We start from the raw sequence: 17,286 nt of genomic DNA on the forward strand, positions 1-17,286 counted from the left end.
TTTACGCGTCTTGACCTACAGTTTCATCAGTAATGCCCAGCTCTTCCTTAATCCAGTCATAACCTTCTGCCTCCAGGCGCTGTGCCAGTTCAGGGCCGCCGGATTTTACGATACGTCCTTGCATCATCACATGAACGTAATCTGGGGTGATATAGTTAAGCAAACGTTGATAGTGGGTAATAATCAAGAAACCGCGTTCCTCGGATTTCATGGCATTGACACCGTTCGCCACAATTCTCAAAGCATCGATATCAAGACCGGAGTCGATTTCGTCAAGCACGACGATTTTCGGATCCAGCATCATCATTTGCAGGATTTCGTTACGTTTCTTCTCACCACCGGAGAAACCTTCGTTAAGGTAACGGTGAGCGAACTCAGGATTCATCTCGAGCTCCTTCATTTTGCCTTCCATTTGACGAATGAACTTGATCAGGGAAATCTCATTGCCTTCACCCCGGCGTGCGTTGATGGAACTGCGCAGGAAATCGGAGTTCGTAACGCCGGCGATTTCGCTTGGATATTGCATGGCCAGGAACAGACCTGCGAGGGCGCGCTCGTCAACTTCCATCTCCAGCACGTCTTCATCGTTAAGGAATACTTTACCTTCTGTAACTTCATATTTAGGATGCCCCATCAACGCGGAAGCCAAAGTACTTTTGCCTGTACCGTTTGGTCCCATGATGGCATGAACTTCTCCGCCCTTCATCTCAAGGTTGATACCTTTAAGGATCTCCTTGCCTTCGATTGTTGCTTTCAATCCTTCAATGACAAACTTGGTTGACATATTAGATTCCCTCCGTTGAATAGGTAGTGTATTGTTGTCCTATATGATAACAGGATTGGACGCCCTGATTTCATAAAACAAAAAATAATTATTTATTTATAATCATTCTAAACTGATTATCAATGATTCTCAAGCCATTTTATAATAAAATATGACGTATTTCAACCGGACAAGCGTTTTACAGACAACATTCAGACAACCGTAACAATTAAAAAAACAGGCATGACCGATAGACCGGCCAAGCCTGTTTCGTTCGCCCTATTCCCCTTCCTATCTGCTAATGCTCCTGAGAATCATTACTGCATCCGGCACCGGCGTTTATCGCGCGTTGACAGACGGTGCTCAGGTCAACATCACGAGCTAAGGCACACGGCACGGTAACCCGCAACCTTAGCTCTTGCAAAATTCAAGGAAAGAACAGGCATCACTCTGTTGTATTCACGCTTTATCCAAGGAACGAACGAAGCATCCACATATGCTTCTCAAGATCAGCCTTAAACCCGGTGAACATGTCCGCTGTTGGCGCATCTCCGGCTTCCTCAGCCATTTCAATACCTTCCGCCAGCTCCTCAGATACGGTTGCAAAGTCCTCAATCAAAGCTTGTACCATGCCGCGGGTATCCTCGTTGCCCGAAGCCTCCTGGACTGTCGCAAGTTCCAAATATTCTTTCATCGTCGCAGCAGGTTTGCCTTTAATCGAGAGCAAGCGCTCCGCAACCTCATCCATTTTAAGTGTAACTTCGTCATACAGTTCTTCGAATTTAACATGAAGGGAGTAGAATTGCTCTCCGGTTACATACCAGTGATAATTGTGGAGTTTGACATAGAGCACGTTGAAGTTCGCAACCTGCTGATTCAACAATTGCTCCAGACTTGCATTCTTCGTTTTTCCTGCAGCTTTGCCAGATGTAGTTTTTGCCATGGTTAATCCCTTCCTTTTCTATATGAAATGCACCCTGTACTGCGTCAAAGGAACATTCGGCAGAGCGGTGTATACCCATTGTAACTGGTACCATCTGCTAATGCCATTCCTTCCTTAATATATGAGTACATCCTGTGCTGGGGCGACTATTTATAGTTTACCCTTAGGACTACAAGGCGAATCAGTTTAAACAAACCTTTCGTCTTGCCAAAAAATTATACAAAATTCGCGAAAAAACGTTATACTAGGTAATACCAAGCAAAAAAGTTGGCTTTGTTTTCTTCTATTATATTTGGGGGTGACCATCCATGTCTGCATATCATCCGCTGAACGCGGAAGAAGCTATACAATTAGCTAAAAGTATACCCGGCCGGTTCCCGGACCATGCCCAGCTCGAATGCCACGAAATCGGCGACGGCAATCTCAATCTGGTGTTTCATGTCACCGCCAAAAATACAACTGATAGTATCATTATCAAGCAAGCTGTTCCTTATGCAAAAGTTGTAGGCGAATCCTGGCCGCTGTCTCTCGACCGAGCCCGCATCGAACGTCTCGCGCTGGAGACAGAGTACTCCATTTGCCCCGACCTCGTGCCCAAAGTATACGGTTATTCGGATGAGCTCGCCTACACGGTAATGGAAGACCTGAGCGAGTATACCATCATGCGCAAAGGCCTGATCGAAGGCAATGCCTATCCGAAGTTCGCAGAGCATATTGGCCGCTTCATGGCCAGAACCCTGTTCTACACGTCGGATCTGGGGATGAACCAACAGAAGAAGAAGGAACTTGCCGGCCGCTTTGTCAATCCGGATTTATGCAAAATCACCGAAGATTTAATCTTCGAAGATCCATACCGCGAATCCACCAATAACAATTATGCGCAGAGCATCGCCGATGAAGCCGAAGCCCTCCGTGCCGACCTGCCGCTTCACTTTGAAGTCGCGCTGCTTCGGGAGAAGTTTCTGACTCACGCACAGGCTCTGCTGCACGGGGATCTGCATACAGGCAGCATCTTCGTCACGCCGGAATCGACCAAGGTCATCGACCCGGAATTTGCTTATTTCGGCCCGATGGGATTCGATATCGGTGCGGTCATCGGCAATCTGCTGCTCAACTATGCGGCGCAGCCGGGCTGGAGTCAGGACGAGCATACGATGGCGGCCCGGGAAGCCAGACTCCTCGAGATGGCAAGCGACGTGTGGACCCACTTCGAGAACAACTTCCGCATGCTGTGGAACGATGATCTCTTGGACGAAATGTCCCGGACACCAGGTTATCAGGACCATTATGTATCACAGATCTTGAAGGACACCGCAGGATTCGCAGGCTGTAAAATGATCCGGCGCATCGTCGGATTGTCCCATGTTGCGGACATTGACACCATAACCGATGATAAAGCCAGAGAAGCTGCGCAGCGCAAAGCGCTTGCTATCGGCAAAAATCTCGTGCGTCATCATCGCAGCATCAAGTCCTTTGAGGACATTTTAACTTTGATCACACAAGCAACTACAGGAAATGAGGTATCGATATGAGCGGTATGACTACCAGCAATGCCAGCACCTACGAACCGCTAAGCTCGGTTTATTGGGGAGGAGACCATCTGGTCCTACTGGACCAGCGTTTACTCCCGGAAGAGATTGTCTATCTCCAGCTCTTCACACCGGAGGAAGTCTGGGAAGGCATTCACTCCATGAAAGTCCGCGGCGCGCCGGCTATCGGCATCGCGGCAGCATTCGGCGCGGTCCTTGGCGGCATGCAGGTTGAAGCCAGCGATAACGAGGGATGGCTGCAGCAAGTCGTAAAAACTTGCGCTTATCTCGCCACTTCCAGACCGACGGCCGTCAATCTGTTCTGGGCGCTGGACCGTATCAAGCTTGCGGCTGAGAAGCTGGCAGAATCGAAACTGGATACGGCCGGACTGAATGCATCGCTGCTCGCCGAAGCCGAGGCTATTCGGGCCGAGGACGAGGATGTATGCCGCCGCATCGGCGAAAACGCGCTGCCGTTCTTCAAAGAGGGTATGGGTGTGCTTACCCACTGCAACGCGGGCGGACTGGCGACTGCCAAGTACGGGACCGCACTGGCACCGATGTACCTCGCTCATGAGCAAGGGATGAACATCAAGGTGTTCGCCGATGAGACAAGACCTGTCCTGCAAGGCGCGCGTTTAACTGCTTTTGAACTCCAGCAGGCGGGGATCGACGTGACACTGCTGGCGGATAACATGGCCGCCATGGTCATGTCCAAAGGGTGGATACAAGCGGTGATCGTCGGTACGGATCGCGTTGCCGCAAACGGCGATGTCGCCAATAAGATCGGAACGTATGGAGTAGCGGTACTTGCTAAAGCTCACGGCATTCCTTTCTACGTGGCGTGCCCGCTGTCGACGATTGATCTGAATACGAAGACAGGCGCCGATATTCCGATTGAGGAGCGTCCTGCGGAAGAGATCACGGAAGGTTTCGGCAAGCGCACAGCGCCGCAAGGCGTGAAAGTGTACAACCCTGCCTTCGACATTACGCCGAATGAATATGTGACAGCAATCATTACGGAAAAAGGCGTCGTGCAGGCTCCTTATCATGAGAGCTTAAAAAGCTTGTTCGAATAGCCGCCATATCCGAATGTTTTATGGCATCATAAAACGGACAAACGGCCCTCCAGCCGTATTGTCCGTGTTTTTTTGCGGTTTGCATGTTAGTGCATTTAGAGTTGATACTTTCTTATCTCTAAAAAAAGAGCGATCCGCACGGGAATCACTCTTGTAACGTAAGGCATACATGACTCATAACATGCGTAGGATCGCATCCTTGCCAGCCAAGCCAGGATGAATGCCCCATTTCTCCGCCTCCAGGGTTACCGATTCCAGCGGCGCCTCCAGTAGCTGCTCCAATGTGCGAACCCCTACGGCTCTTCCTGCGATAATCTTGCGGTCCGCAAGCTTTTCGTTAAGAAGGCCCACATCGAGTGCACCGCACATAATATAGCCGCGGGAAGTGTATACGGCCAGCAGCGTTGTTTTCGGAAGCTGTACCTCGACGCCCATAACAATATGTCCTTCAATATCGATCGGCAGTAAAGTCACCAATATCAACAAACCTCCCCTCGCGTCGGCTTAGAATTATGTTTATTCTTTTGCAACCGACATGGTGCGAATGTCTCTGATATTATGCATTCCAACCTACGTATATGGTGCGAATGACTCGTAAGTCAATAGAATAAAGATGAAATACATATGACATTAGGACTATTATTATTCGAAAATTATGGTATATTTGATTCAGTAGAAAACATGTGAAAGCTGGTGAATGATAAAAGCTATGAACACAATTCCTGTCACCGATGATAACGGCTTTTTATTCAACGTTGATATTCTGGTCAAGAGTTCCTCCAACGCACTGGCTTTGCAATATTTGCTAGAAATGCTGAACGACAAGGCTGAAGTCGTCGATTTCCGGGTTAAGTCCGGAATGGAACTTGGAGAAATTATCAACACCTTGGTTCAAGCCAAGAAAGATTCCGTTATTAGCAAAGCTTCCGGGAAGATGGCTTCTGCCGCTTCTCAGAAAGAGAAACCTGTGCCACCTGCGACATCCTCGCCGGAAAAAAAGATCGCTGCAAGCGTACCCCCTGTCCAAACTCCACTCACCGGAAGTGATCCTTTCGAATGGATTAAAGTATACAGTAAGGACAATCGCCTTGTTCGCCTGACAACCAACCGCCACGGTAAGCAGACAAGTCTGCCCTGCCGGATTCTCAACTATGATGAAAGCAATTTCCTGGTCAACGTTTATCATGTCGATGAGAAACAGGTGTATACCTTCAAGCTCAATGAAATTGACGAATTCAGCGTCAGCTGAGTCGGTATCACATCAACGGAATCCATTTTTAAAAAAACGGCTTCGCCGCCCCATAAGAAGGGATCGGTGAAGCCGTTTTTTTAACATCAGGCATTTTTTCGGGAGAGCGCCGAAGACATCAGCATCAGCCAGCCCACGATAAAGGAGACACCGCCGATCGGCGTGATCGCCCCAAGCCACTTGATGCCGGATATACTTAACACGTAGAGACTTCCGGAAAATATGACGGTTCCCGCGATGAATAAAGTCCCTGCCCAGAACAGCTTCCGGGATTCGCCCAGAACCTTCGCCACAATCCCCGCAATCAGCACCGCAAGTCCGTGAATCATATGATAATGAACTCCGGTCTCATAAATGGCAAGTTCGTCCGGCGTAATCTTATCCTTCAGCATATGGGCACCGAATGCCCCGATAGCGACAGACAATGCCATCAGGATCGAACCCCATACAATGAATCTACGACTCATGCCTTTTCAACCCCTTTTGTCAGTGGACACCCGTGTCCTTATGTAATCAAATTAAGTTTAACGGATTCGAAGAAGCTTTTCCACCGGCATGCAAGCGCTTTGGACTTGATTTCAGGGCCATTTTGTGAAAGATTAATAAGGATGTCTTTTTATTGAAGACCCACATGTACCTATTAGAGAATGAATTCTTAAGTTAGGAGCGATTAAACACATGGATCAACAATCACCTTCCTCCCCATCCGAGGACCAAGGTTCACCCAAACGACCTAAAACCACATTTATTCCACCCGAGGACAGAAAAAACTCTCGCTTCGGCATCGCCTCATTCATACTGTCGATCGTGACGCTGCTCGGGTATATTCTACTCGGCGCACTCGGCACAACGATGATTGAGCCTTACATGACGGAGAATGGACCAATCCTTGAACCGACTCAGGAAACGCTGGAAGCGATGACCACGCTGGCGGCCGTGTTCATCCTCGTCATGGTCATTAATATCGTCGGCTTGGTGCTTGGCATTGTAGGCTGCTTCTCCAAAACGCGCAAGCGTGTCGTCGCCGTCATTGCTACCATTGTGAACGGCGTAGTCATTATCACCATCGGAGCCCTTTTCCTATTCGTATTAAGTGCTTAAGGAGCACCACTTCGAGACACTTGCCTGATTCATCTTTAGGTTAAGTGTCTTTTTCATGACAAACCCGGATTCATTACTCACATATCGCTCTTTCTCCCGAATATAATGAATTACTACAGCCGAAAAGACGGCAACCGAGTCAAGGCTGCACTTGGGAGGTGACTGTCCATGCAAAATGAAGACGCTCTGTCGTTTGTCGTATCCCGTGAAGACTGGTCGCTGCACCGCAAAGGCTATCAGGATCAGGTACGTCATCAGCATAAAATCCGTGAAGTCATCAAACGCAACCTGCCCGACCTTATTACCGAGGAAAACATTATTCTGTCCGACGGAAAGCAGATCATTAAAGTTCCGATCCGGAGCCTTGACGAATACCGTTTCATCTATAACTACCAAAAGCAAAAGCATGTCGGTCAGGGCGACGGTGACAGTCAGGTTGGGGACGTCCTGGGACGCGACCCTTCGTCAGCCCAGCCCGGTAAGGGGGAATCGGCCGGCGATCAGGCAGGGCAGGACATCGTGGAAACCGAGGTCAGCCTGGAAGAACTGGAGAATATGCTGTTTGAGGAACTGGAGCTCCCGCTGCTGCAGCCTAAGGATAAAGAGCAGATCGAAACAGAATCCATCGTTTTCAACGACATCCGCAAAAAGGGCATCATGTCCAACATTGACAAGAAGCGCACCATCCTGGAGAATCTGCGCCGCAATGCCAAAGACGGCAAACCCGGCATCCACGGCATCAGTCCGGACGACCTGCGTTACAAGACTTGGGACGATACCGTCATTCCGGAGTCCAATGCGGTTATTATCGCCATGATGGATACGTCCGGGTCCATGGGCTCCTTTGAGAAATACTGCGCGCGCAGCTTTTTCTTCTGGATGACCCGTTTCCTCCGCAAACAGTACGAGAAAGTAGAAATCGTGTTTATCGCCCACCATACCGAAGCAAAAGAAGTGACCGAGGAAGAGTTCTTCACGCGAGGTGAAAGCGGCGGAACCATATGTTCATCCGCTTATCAGAAGGCGCTTGATATTATCCATCACCGTTATCCCCCTTCCCAATACAACATTTATCCCTTCCACTTCTCCGACGGCGATAATCTCACGTCCGATAATGAACGCTGCGTCAAACTCATCGGCGAGCTGCTGAAGGTAAGCAACATGTTCGGTTACGGTGAGGTCAATCAATACAATCGCAGCAGCACGCTGATGTCAGCCTATAAGAATATTAAGCTGGACCAATTCATGTACCATGTCATCAAAGACAAAGGGGAAGTGTACGAAGCACTCAAAACCTTTTTTCGTAAACGGCAAGGAGCCGCCATCTAATCCATGTACTATATTATTCAAAGGAAAATCATGGATATTTAATCATCCAGACATCGGAGGAGGTTGGGACCTCCTCTTTCTTATGGCCTGCAACGATACAGCTAACAGTTCGTTACCGAAGAAAGGATATACCAAACATAAAGGCTTGTCATTTCAAATGAAAAATCTGTCTTATTATTGACATCACAATGTAGCCGTAGGTTCATTTTTTTGTCACCTTCTGTTTTTCCAAGGATGGTAGTATTAGCTATGACATCTTGTTGCAGGATATTACAGGATTCGATATGCGTCTCCTTAATTTAAGATATCCTCCTATAAAGGAAAGGGAAGGTTTACCATGTTCCAAATGACACATTCATTATTCAGCACCCAGACGTTTGAGAATATGTCCTACATATTATCGCAGCAGCTGTTACAGGGCGGCATAAGCGCAGATCCTTCGAAAGGAGCGATCTCCCGTGCCAGCATCAGATAAGCCACGTTCACGCTACATGCCCGGTCTCGATGGGCTTAGAGCCCTCGCCTTGATCGGAGTGATGGGATACCACTGGAGTTTTGGTTTTGCAGGCGGTGGTTTTCTCGGAGTAAGTTTATTCTTCGTACTGTCCGGGTATCTCATTACGGATATTCTCGCATCGCAATGGCATCACCAGCGCCGGATCGATCTGAAAGATTTCTGGATACGAAGGTTCCGGCGGCTCCTGCCGGCCATGCTGCTCATGCTATTCATCCTTGTGGTATGGGTTACGCTGTTTGACCGATCGCGACTGGCTACGCTCCGAAGTGAGGTGCTCGGCGCCGTTACATACATAAGCAACTGGCAGTTTATTTTTCAGCAGCAATCTTATTTCGAATCATTTGGCCCACCTTCTCCACTGGGGCATTTCTGGTCGCTTGCCGTGGAAGAGCAGTTTTACTTACTGTGGCCTTTGATCATGTTAGCGGTTCTCAAGCTATTCCCCCGCAGGGGACAGCTGTTCACTTTCATTGCTGCCGGAGCCGCGATTTCGGCTTTGGCCATGGCGGTGATCTATCAGCCGGGAGATGATCCTAGCCGGGTCTATTATGGAACGGATACCCGAGCGTTTGGTCTGCTCATTGGAGCTGGGCTGGCTGTCGTATGGCCCAGTTGGAAGCTGTCCACCCCTGTATCAAGGGCTACCCGGCGCAGACTCAATGTGACAGGCGCCGCGGCAATGCTTATCATACTCTCCATGATGTGGCAGGTGGACCGTTACGATTCGTTCCTGTATCAAGGAGGCATGTTTCTCTTCTCTCTTGCTGCCGCCGTCCTCGTTGCGGTGTTGGCGCACCCAGGAGCTTCGATCAGCCGCTTGTTAAGCTGGAAGCCCCTGTTATGGATAGGCGTTCGATCCTATGGAATTTACTTATGGCATTACCCGGTGATGATCCTGACCTCACCTGCATCCGGTGCAGCCGATCTGAGTTTGCCTCAGGTTGCACTGCAAATCGCGGCAAGCGTTCTGCTGGCCGCCCTATCCTGGAAGTATGTTGAAGAGCCGATACGACATGGCGGACTGAAGAAATTATGGTTTAAGGCCCGATCCATTCGGCGCCGTTCGACTTCGATTTCGTTAAGAGGCTGGGTCGTTTCGATAAGCTCGCTAATTCTAATCGGCGTTTTTTGCTCGGGGATGATGAGCAGTGTATCCTCTGCGAGAACGGTAGGTGATATCGCTGCCATGCTAAACCTCGATGATCCTGCCCCGGAAGAACCGGACCAGACTGAAGGTGGAGAGGCCGGAGCGATGGAGCCACCACAAGGACAATCGCCGCTTCCTGCAGACACGAACGGGAAAGTCCCCCCGCCTCCTACCGACGCGAAGCAGCCTGGTGTTGTGAAGAAGCCAAACTCCGATGAAGAAGCGGATCAACTGCCGATTCCGGATGGAGCAACAGGGTCTGGCAATGACGATGCTGGCGGGGACGAAGAGCCGGACCATCCTGTTGGAAATGACGTTGACAACAAAGATGAGCCAACCGACGCAGGGAACGGAAGCTCCGATAAGGCTGATTCCGGGAAAACAATCCCGGATCAACCGAATGAAGATAAAGCTGATAAACCTGGTGAGGATAAGGCTGATAAGCCAGTTCAATCCAAGGACTCGGCAGGCAAAACGACAGGCGGAAAGAGCAATCCTACGAAGCCAACGAGTAAGCCTCAAAATCCTCCGGTATCCAAGTCCGCCATCACGGCCATTGGGGATTCGGTCATGCTCGGGGTCTCCCCTTATCTGGAAAAATCGCTGCCTGGCATTCACATCGATGCAGTGATAGGCCGCCAAATGCGTCAGGCCGATGACCTGATTCCCGTTATGAAAGCCCAGAACCGGATAGATGGCGGCATTATCGTCATCGGGCTGGGAACCAACGGCGCTTTCTCGAAAAAGGATCTGGATTCTCTTCTGCGTCCGCTGGATTCAGCTAAGCAAATTCTGCTTATCAACACACGGGTTCCACGTGATTGGGAACAGAACGTAAACGGCATGCTGGCAAAAGCGGCTGCCCAGAACCCGAAGGTTACGTTGGTGGATTGGTATTCAGCCAGTAAGGATCATCCGGAATACTTCCGGTCTGACGGCGTCCATCTGGAGCCGGAAGGTGCCGAGGCCTACACGTCCATGCTGCTTCAAGCTATCAAGAAATAAAGCGTTTATCCTGATTCTTGCCATCATTCATTCTCATATTGTCGACCTGATCTCATCCTTCTATGAGACAGGTCGACTTTTTAGTTATATACGTAATCGAAAAGCAGCAATATGATATAATTCGGTTACTTAATCTCATTATTTCTTAATAGAAGGCGGTGTCCTGGTATATGAACAATATCGTGACAATGAAATGGCTGCTGGCGAGACTCTATGAACCGGATCTGGTCATCGTTGACTGCCGTTTTGCCCTCGGCAAGCCGGAAAGCGGCCGAACCGCTTACGAGGAATCGCATATTCCCCGTGCCGTTTACCTTGACTTGGAGAAGGACCTCTCCTCTCCTATCACCCAACATGGCGGACGCCATCCTCTACCGGACCTGGATCAGCTTGCACAGCGTCTCGGCCAGTCCGGTATTCAGGAGCGCAGCCGCGTCGTCATCTATGACGACCAGGGCGGAGCCATGGCCAGCCGTCTATGGTGGCTGCTGAAATATACCGGGCATGAACAGGCTTATGTGATGGATGAAGGCTTTACAGCTTGGAAGAATGCCTCGTATCCTATAACGGGTGAACAACCGATCGTCATTCCGGTACCATATGAAATCAACCTTAAGCCCGATAAATTGGTCCTCGTAGATGAGGTGCGCGAGGCTTCGCAGCATGGTAACAAAACGCTCATCGATTCACGCGAACCACGTAGATATGCCGGAGCCCAGGAGCCTTTGGACACCAAGGCCGGACATATTCCGGGGGCGGTGAACTACTTCTGGAAGGGGGTCCTGGACACCTCTGGACATTGGAAGGATGCTGGCGCGCTTCGCGAGCATTTTACCGATATCCCGCAAGATGCCGAGATTATCGTATACTGCGGCTCCGGCGTCACCGCTTGTCCGAACGTGCTTGCCCTGGAAGAAGCAGGTTACGGCAACGTGAAGCTGTATGCGGGCAGCTGGAGTGACTGGATCAGCTATCAGGAGAATCCGGTGGCGACTGGAGAGGAGTAGGAGCTAAGACAGATATGAATGATGATTACATCGCCACTAAGGTTGTATGCTTTGGGCGATGTAATAAGGAGAATGTAGATGAAAACATATATTGTATTTGGTGCTAGTAAGGGATTGGGAGATGCTTTTGTTAGGGGTGTGCCTCAGCGAGGTGATAAAGTTTGGGTGGTTGCTCGCAGCAGGCCTGAAAGTTTAGATTTAGAGGATGGCATTGAACGGGAATGGATACCAGCAGATTTGTCTGAGCTCCATTCATCGACACTGATTAAGGATATGCTGCAGAACGAAACATTGGATGTTCTCATATATAATGTAGGAATTTGGGAAAAAGAAGGTTTTGAGGATCATTATACCTTCGATCACGATGAGCCTGCTGACATCAGTAATCTTATACAAGTGAATATTACTGCTGCCATTGTATGCATTCAAGCGTTATTGCCTCATCTTCGTAAATCTAATGCAGGAAAAATGATTCTTATTGGTTCGACAGCAGGCCTGAATAATGCGAACAGCAGTCAAGTTTCTTTTGTTGCCTCAAAATTCGCTATTCGAGGAATTACAGAGGCTCTTAGAGAGCACACGAGAGAAGATGGTATTGCTGTCACATGTATTAATCCTGGTGAATTGGCTGCTGAAATTCCATATGAAGAAGGGGTTGATCGTGCCCTTTCTGCCTATAATGGGACACGTATTCCGCTCCAGGATATAGTTTCCTTAGTAAAATGTGTGGTCAGCTTGTCTAAAGCAGCCTGCGTCAAAGAAATCAATATTCCGGCGCTAATGGATACGAATATCTAACTATACCATATGATAGCTGTATGCCGGCAGCTCGAGCGATTGGATTTGTTATGTGGGGAACCCGGTGGACTGGGGACGCGTAAAAAGATTAAAATTGGAAAAAAGCCCGCAACTATAACGGGCTTTTTTCTAATTTTATGGCATCTGCACTTTTACATCAGGATCCCCGACAGATGCTCAAGAGCCATCGATTGTATCCGCTTCTCCTCGGCGATATTCTCATAGAGAAGATGCTCTTTGCCCGCTTCAGCCATTCGCTTGCGCATGGCGGCAATGCGGCCTCTTCCGGTATCGATAAACCGGAAGTCTACCTGCCGCAGGCAATCCATATCCGCCAAGCCGTCCAAGGCTTCCGCTTTGATCCTTGTAGGAATCTCCTTTAACATCAGAACCTCCAACCGATCCGCGGTCCATAAGTTCCCGATCTCCTGCAAGGATTTCATGTAATCCAGCTCAAGCTGCCGGAGATTTCGCATATGCGAGAAATCGCACAGGCGCTCAACTTTCGGCAGCGACAAGTGAAGGAAAACCAAATGATCCAATACCGCCAGGGCATCGATATTCGTCAGATTTCGGACGGCAGAGAGCCTCAGCATACTTATATTGGAGCTAGCCAGCACTTCCAGCGAACCGTTCAAAGTACAGCTGTCTATGGCCAGATACTTGATCAGCGGCAAATCCACGACAAAATCCAGCTGGTCGATCGGGCAGTTCAGGACCAGCGTATCCAGCCGAATGCAGTCCGCTATCGCCGATAGATCATCAAATTTGCCACTAAGCTCAAGGTATTTTAAAAACTTGTAATTCCGGATAAAGTCGAGATTTTGCGTTTTGGGCGAGCGTATCTTTAGAAATTCCATTCGATCCATTGCAGCCAGCCTATTCAAATCCTGTTGCTGTTTGAGATCCAGGTGCAAAGCAGCAACAAATTTCAATCCTGAAAGTGTCTCCAAAAATTCCTCCCTATAACGACCTTTCGCCTCTGCATGATAGATATGCAATATCAAGTCCGGACGCTTGGAGAACACCTGTTCATCCAGCTTCAGCAGATCTTCCGCTTTGTCTGCCCCAACAACAAAACCAATGGTTGCACGGTGCCTCAGCTGTTTAACGGCACTGTCCATCTTGTCCGTGCTCCAGGGAACCCCGCTCATCGATGCTGTCCACGGTTCGCTCATACCGCTCGCCTCCGTTCTTTGAAAATGAGATGGGAATTGTATATGAACAGGTCGATTCTAGTCTCCAGCCATCATGAAGGAACCACAATCTTCTTCAACATGCCCCGCACATGCGTCCAGTCTGCCGGAATCTCTTTATTGATCTGCTCTAATGAGGTTAAAGCGAATTCCTCAAGCCGCGCCTTGATATTGGAGCGGATGTAATCCTTGTTAGTCTTATGCTGGCGCAGCAGCCGTTCATAGATTTCCAGCAATCCGGGATCGGTGACCTCCCTCAGTGCCTGTAGTGCGGTATGCTGGACACGTACCTCTTCGTCCTCCAGGACACGAATAAAATCCGGCAGATAATTCGCCTTATCCGCTGATTTTCCAGCCAGATAAACGCTCTGAATTCGAAGTCTGTCCCGCATCCACGTTCTACCCTTTGATTCGACCCAGATAATAATCAAGATATTTCTTCGGTCTTCCCTGGAAAGCCCTATTCTTCCCGTATTGATAGGCTCGGTCAAAATATTGGAAGGCTTCATCATGCTGCTTCAGTTCCAAACAGACCATGCCGAGATCAATGAGCGGTCCGGTGTCGATACTGGAGCCTCTGGTTTGCAATGAAATTTCGCTCCAGGGTTTGGCTTGCTCGAACTCTCCCCTCGCAAAGTAAACACTGGAACAACAAGATGCGATCCAACTCGCAATCTCCCAGCTTAACTTGGGCTCAGGCAGCATGGACCACGCTTTCTCATAATATGTAAGAGCCTCGTCCAACTTCCACTCCTCTTCAAGCTCATTCCCCGACTCAACGGTCGCTACAATCTCATTTTCCAAGTCCGGGTTGTCGATTCCCAGCTCTTTCATTCGGACCCCCTCCTCGTAAATCTAGTTAAAATGGTACCAAATCATGGATAAATATTCCACTACGACGGGGAATCTTTTATTGATAGGCGTACCACCGCCGCTCTATTAATCCAGTGGCAAGAAGAAACTGCCCCTCCTGCTAGAAAAGGGACAGCTTCTTTTCAATCCTATATGAAACTTAAACAAGATGCCAAACTACCTCCGCGCATATCCAGCAAGTTTCTTGCTCACGCAGACCATGACTGCCGCAAGGCCAAGAAAATACAAGGGCATCACGATTAACGAGCCATTGTGAAGAAGACTCATGCCGCTGGTAATCAGGCTGACAACAATGTAGTAACCCAATCCGAAGATCGCTCCTGCCGTTCCGAGCACATCTCCATATTGGTTCAGCGCCAGACTAAGGCAATTCGGAATCGCCATTCCGATGCCGAGCAGCAGAATAAAAATACACGCTACCATTAACACCATATCCATTAAAGTGGCGTTAATTCCGCTAACAGCAAGAACGGTAAGGCAAAGGGCCCCGAGCATCGTAATGATCGTGCCGATCACGATAATGCGCTCAGCCTGGAGCCTGGTCAGCAGTTTCTTCGACAGCATCGCACCTAAGATGGATGACATCGCAACAAAGATACCGAAGAAACCAAAGCCGCCGGGGCTCATCTGAAAAAATTCAATAAAAATAAACGGGGCCTCGGCATAGTAACTGAACAATATGCCGTTGGTGGCTCCAATGAGAAAACCGAATCCCCATATTCTGGGGTCGGAGACCAAGCGCTTGGCCACGGAGAGGGTGTTAATCTTAGAGACAGCCTTTACCCTGGTTTCAGGCAGAGAAGTCCAGGTATACAACAAAATGGCGGCGCTCATCAAAACCAGCGTCAAGAACACTGCTCTGAAACCAAGAGATTGATCCACCCATCCGCCAATGAGCGGCCCAATGGCGGGCGTAAACGCAAGCGCAGCCGAAATCTGGGCAAACACCGCATGACGCTTGGCTCCATCGATACTCTCACGCAAAATGGTTTGGGTGACGACCGAGCCAGTGCTGGCACCAAAAGCCTGAATGAATCGGCTCACCAATAACCATTCGGCCGAACCGGATAGATAGCAGCCTAAGCTGCCTAATCCATAAACCAGGATGCCCCACAGCATAGCAGGACGACGTCCGATGGAATCCGAAAGCCTTCCCCAGCAAAACACTCCGAAGGCAAAGCCTAAGAAGTAAATGCTGAGCGTTAGTTGGATTGCATTGTTGCTTGCTCCCAATTGATGGGCAATGTCCGGTAATGAAGGTGTATATATCGTTTCACTAATTTGTGGGAAACCCACAAGGATAATTAATAACCATATGGATGGATTTGAGATTTTTCTTTGCACAGCTAACATCCCCCTTATCATTTCAAAAAATCTCTAGTTGGCTGGCAAAGAAATTACGGGATCGGGGGTTTGCATTTCGTTAGTCTAGTAAATGAAAGCATGAAAAGTCACCTTTTTTTTCTGAATAAGGGGGTAATATCTACCGAGAATTATAGCAGAATTGCAGGCAAAATGCGCTCTTGATTCTCCTCCCACGGGAGGCCTTATACTTTGAGCCAGGGACAGCAAGAACAGAAAAATAAGGAGGTTTATTTTTTTGAGGATTTGATTGCTCGTACTTGCATCACGATCAAAAAAGGGTGCCCTACCATCGCCCTGTATAATGACAAGACTCTGACGAGCACCTTTTATGTATCAATTCTTCTTAGAGAGCCATTCTGCCAATTCTTCCGTCTGGGCAAGAACGGCAAGCGGATCGTAATACCAGGAACGCTCCTCGGGCCATACATACATGTTTCCCTTCTTGACCGCAGGGAGACTGCCCCAAATCGGATCCGCTCGGAAATCTTCGATCGTACGCGTATTAGACGTCATAATAATGTAATCGCCCGCGTATTTTCCTATCATTTCAGCCGTTAACTCAGCCCATTGCTTCTCCAATATTTCCGCAGCCACCCCGCTCGGAGGCTTTCTTCCCAATGCCTGATAGACAGGCTGACCGCCACGGCCGAAATTATCACCGTACACCCAGGTTGTCTTCTCGCCGTCTTCCATAATGCTAAAGGTCGCATCCGCCGGAATCGCTGCATCGACTTTAGCTTTGGCTGCCGCAATGCGCCGATCATACTCCTCCAGCCAAGTTTTGGCTTCCTCTTCCTTACCAAATAACTCACCGAAATAAGTCAACTCTTCATGTGCATTCTTTAAATCTCCATATGGAATGACGATAGTGGGGGCGATTTTACTTAGCTGCTCATAGGTTGTTTCCCCATTGCCAGTAATGATGAGATCCGGGTTTAAAGCCATGACTTTCTCGACCGACGGTTTTCCGTAATCCCCGATATCCTCGATTCCTTTTAAGGATTCTTTAAAATAATAATTTTGGATGGTAAGCCCCGGCGCTCCAACCGGAATGACATCAAGCGCAATCAGGCTGCCCAAATATTCTTCTGCGACGATGCGCTTCGGACTCACCGGAACTTCGATATCGCCATTGACGGTAGAAACGGTTTTCACCTTGGATTCTTCCGCCGAATTCGTATCCAGCGCTTGCGATGAATCATTAGCTGCGGTCAATACGGTCTCCGTGTTATTTCCCTTACTTGTCTCTCCTGCTCCACAGGCACTGAGCATAAATGCCAGAAAGAGCACTGCGGTAACAAGAGTTACACGCCTTCTGCTTAAACTACGAAAAGAAAACACTTTATATCCCCCTTATATATCGATAACGATAATCATTCTCACAT

17 protein-coding genes are annotated in these 17,286 nt (G+C 48.9%); 8 read left to right on the forward strand and 9 right to left on the reverse strand.

Translation table 11 applies throughout. The annotated features are described in order from the left end of the window. Position 1 precedes the first annotated feature (1 nt). Positions 2–784, reverse strand: a complete 783-nt coding sequence (gene sufC, locus ACOZB4_RS07425) for a Fe-S cluster assembly ATPase SufC (protein ID WP_076324371.1) — start codon at positions 782–784, stop codon at positions 2–4. 445 nt (positions 785–1,229) lie between these two features. Next, on the reverse strand, positions 1,230–1,706 hold the full coding sequence (locus ACOZB4_RS07430) for a Dps family protein (protein ID WP_076324372.1): 477 nt from the start codon (positions 1,704–1,706) through the stop codon (positions 1,230–1,232). 308 nt (positions 1,707–2,014) lie between these two features. On the opposite strand from ACOZB4_RS07430, the gene mtnK reads away from it, so the two are divergent. Continuing rightward, complete coding sequence (mtnK, locus tag ACOZB4_RS07435) at positions 2,015–3,238, forward strand: S-methyl-5-thioribose kinase (protein ID WP_379406168.1); 1,224 nt, start codon at positions 2,015–2,017, stop codon at positions 3,236–3,238. After that, positions 3,235–4,314, forward strand: a complete 1,080-nt coding sequence (mtnA, locus tag ACOZB4_RS07440; protein WP_379406167.1) for an S-methyl-5-thioribose-1-phosphate isomerase — start codon at positions 3,235–3,237, stop codon at positions 4,312–4,314. The genes mtnK and mtnA overlap by 4 nt, the downstream gene beginning before the upstream one ends. Before the next feature lie 174 nt (positions 4,315–4,488). Here mtnA and ACOZB4_RS07445 read toward each other — a convergent pair whose 3' ends face one another. Continuing rightward, a complete protein-coding gene (locus tag ACOZB4_RS07445) occupies positions 4,489–4,791 on the reverse strand; it encodes a YunC family protein (protein WP_076324375.1) in 303 nt (100 codons plus the stop codon). 220 nt (positions 4,792–5,011) lie between these two features. Here ACOZB4_RS07445 and ACOZB4_RS07450 point away from each other — a divergent pair, with 220 nt between their 5' ends. Next, the gene (locus tag ACOZB4_RS07450; RefSeq protein WP_076324376.1) at positions 5,012–5,563 is read left to right on the forward strand and encodes a hypothetical protein; all 552 of its coding nucleotides are present in this window, start codon (positions 5,012–5,014) and stop codon (positions 5,561–5,563) included. Positions 5,564–5,649: 86 nt separating this feature from the next. On the opposite strand, the gene ACOZB4_RS07455 is transcribed toward ACOZB4_RS07450, so the two are convergent. Continuing rightward, positions 5,650–6,030: a DUF423 domain-containing protein gene (locus ACOZB4_RS07455; protein ID WP_379406166.1), complete on the reverse strand. Its 381-nt coding sequence runs from the start codon at positions 6,028–6,030 to the stop codon at positions 5,650–5,652. A gap of 211 nt (positions 6,031–6,241) precedes the next feature. Here ACOZB4_RS07455 and ACOZB4_RS07460 point away from each other — a divergent pair, with 211 nt between their 5' ends. The 5 genes from ACOZB4_RS07460 (at position 6,242) to ACOZB4_RS07480 (ending at position 12,467) form a co-directional block, all read left to right on the forward strand. Continuing rightward, positions 6,242–6,664 (forward strand): hypothetical protein, encoded by a 423-nt coding sequence (locus ACOZB4_RS07460; protein ID WP_076324378.1) that lies wholly within the window; start codon positions 6,242–6,244, stop codon positions 6,662–6,664. Positions 6,665–6,832: 168 nt separating this feature from the next. Continuing rightward, on the forward strand, positions 6,833–7,993 hold the full coding sequence (yhbH, locus tag ACOZB4_RS07465; RefSeq protein ID WP_339291605.1) for a sporulation protein YhbH: 1,161 nt from the start codon (positions 6,833–6,835) through the stop codon (positions 7,991–7,993). A 458-nt stretch (positions 7,994–8,451) separates the two neighbouring features. Next, positions 8,452–10,662 carry an acyltransferase family protein gene (locus ACOZB4_RS07470; RefSeq protein ID WP_379408001.1) on the forward strand — a complete coding sequence of 737 codons (2,211 nt, stop codon included), beginning with the start codon at positions 8,452–8,454 and terminating at the stop codon, positions 10,660–10,662. A gap of 170 nt (positions 10,663–10,832) precedes the next feature. Next, the gene (locus ACOZB4_RS07475; protein WP_379407993.1) at positions 10,833–11,669 is read left to right on the forward strand and encodes a sulfurtransferase; all 837 of its coding nucleotides are present in this window, start codon (positions 10,833–10,835) and stop codon (positions 11,667–11,669) included. A 78-nt stretch (positions 11,670–11,747) separates the two neighbouring features. Then, positions 11,748–12,467, forward strand: coding sequence for an SDR family NAD(P)-dependent oxidoreductase (locus tag ACOZB4_RS07480; protein ID WP_379407989.1), 720 nt, complete (start codon positions 11,748–11,750; stop codon positions 12,465–12,467). A gap of 152 nt (positions 12,468–12,619) precedes the next feature. On the opposite strand, the gene ACOZB4_RS07485 is transcribed toward ACOZB4_RS07480, so the two are convergent. From ACOZB4_RS07485 to ACOZB4_RS07505, 5 genes are all read right to left on the reverse strand, one after another. Next, positions 12,620–13,645, reverse strand: coding sequence for a hypothetical protein (locus ACOZB4_RS07485; RefSeq protein ID WP_379407985.1), 1,026 nt, complete (start codon positions 13,643–13,645; stop codon positions 12,620–12,622). Positions 13,646–13,716: 71 nt separating this feature from the next. Then, positions 13,717–14,055: a hypothetical protein gene (locus ACOZB4_RS07490; RefSeq protein ID WP_076324384.1), complete on the reverse strand. Its 339-nt coding sequence runs from the start codon at positions 14,053–14,055 to the stop codon at positions 13,717–13,719. A gap of 7 nt (positions 14,056–14,062) precedes the next feature. Continuing rightward, on the reverse strand, positions 14,063–14,497 hold the full coding sequence (locus tag ACOZB4_RS07495) for a tetratricopeptide repeat protein (RefSeq protein WP_076324385.1): 435 nt from the start codon (positions 14,495–14,497) through the stop codon (positions 14,063–14,065). A gap of 195 nt (positions 14,498–14,692) precedes the next feature. Beyond that, complete coding sequence (locus ACOZB4_RS07500; protein ID WP_379407978.1) at positions 14,693–15,880, reverse strand: multidrug effflux MFS transporter; 1,188 nt, start codon at positions 15,878–15,880, stop codon at positions 14,693–14,695. Between the two features lie 354 nt (positions 15,881–16,234). Further along, entirely contained in the window at positions 16,235–17,242 is a 1,008-nt protein-coding gene (locus ACOZB4_RS07505; protein ID WP_379407975.1) for an ABC transporter substrate-binding protein, read from the reverse strand. Positions 17,243–17,286: the final 44 nt, after the last annotated feature.

Origin of the sequence: Paenibacillus sp. NPDC058898 (genome assembly GCF_049316025.1) — a bacterium.
In the GTDB taxonomy this organism is placed as follows: domain Bacteria; phylum Bacillota; class Bacilli; order Paenibacillales; family Paenibacillaceae; genus Paenibacillus_AQ.

Excerpts from the sequence above, each read along its gene's own strand:
- ACOZB4_RS07490 (WP_076324384.1), bottom strand. The coding sequence starts at position 14,055 with ATGCGGGACAGACTTCGAATTCAGAGCGTTTATCTGGCTGGAAAATCA.
- ACOZB4_RS07475 (WP_379407993.1), top strand. The coding sequence starts at position 10,833 with ATGAACAATATCGTGACAATGAAATGGCTGCTGGCGAGACTCTATGAA.
- yhbH (WP_339291605.1), top strand. The coding sequence starts at position 6,833 with ATGCAAAATGAAGACGCTCTGTCGTTTGTCGTATCCCGTGAAGACTGG.
- ACOZB4_RS07460 (WP_076324378.1), top strand. The coding sequence starts at position 6,242 with ATGGATCAACAATCACCTTCCTCCCCATCCGAGGACCAAGGTTCACCC.
- sufC (WP_076324371.1), bottom strand. The coding sequence starts at position 784 with ATGTCAACCAAGTTTGTCATTGAAGGATTGAAAGCAACAATCGAAGGC.
- ACOZB4_RS07430 (WP_076324372.1), bottom strand. The coding sequence starts at position 1,706 with ATGGCAAAAACTACATCTGGCAAAGCTGCAGGAAAAACGAAGAATGCA.
- ACOZB4_RS07455 (WP_379406166.1), bottom strand. The coding sequence starts at position 6,030 with ATGAGTCGTAGATTCATTGTATGGGGTTCGATCCTGATGGCATTGTCT.
- mtnK (WP_379406168.1), top strand. The coding sequence starts at position 2,015 with ATGTCTGCATATCATCCGCTGAACGCGGAAGAAGCTATACAATTAGCT.
- ACOZB4_RS07495 (WP_076324385.1), bottom strand. The coding sequence starts at position 14,497 with ATGAAAGAGCTGGGAATCGACAACCCGGACTTGGAAAATGAGATTGTA.
- ACOZB4_RS07485 (WP_379407985.1), bottom strand. The coding sequence starts at position 13,645 with ATGAGCGAACCGTGGACAGCATCGATGAGCGGGGTTCCCTGGAGCACG.
- ACOZB4_RS07480 (WP_379407989.1), top strand. The coding sequence starts at position 11,748 with ATGAAAACATATATTGTATTTGGTGCTAGTAAGGGATTGGGAGATGCT.
- mtnA (WP_379406167.1), top strand. The coding sequence starts at position 3,235 with ATGAGCGGTATGACTACCAGCAATGCCAGCACCTACGAACCGCTAAGC.
- ACOZB4_RS07450 (WP_076324376.1), top strand. The coding sequence starts at position 5,012 with ATGATAAAAGCTATGAACACAATTCCTGTCACCGATGATAACGGCTTT.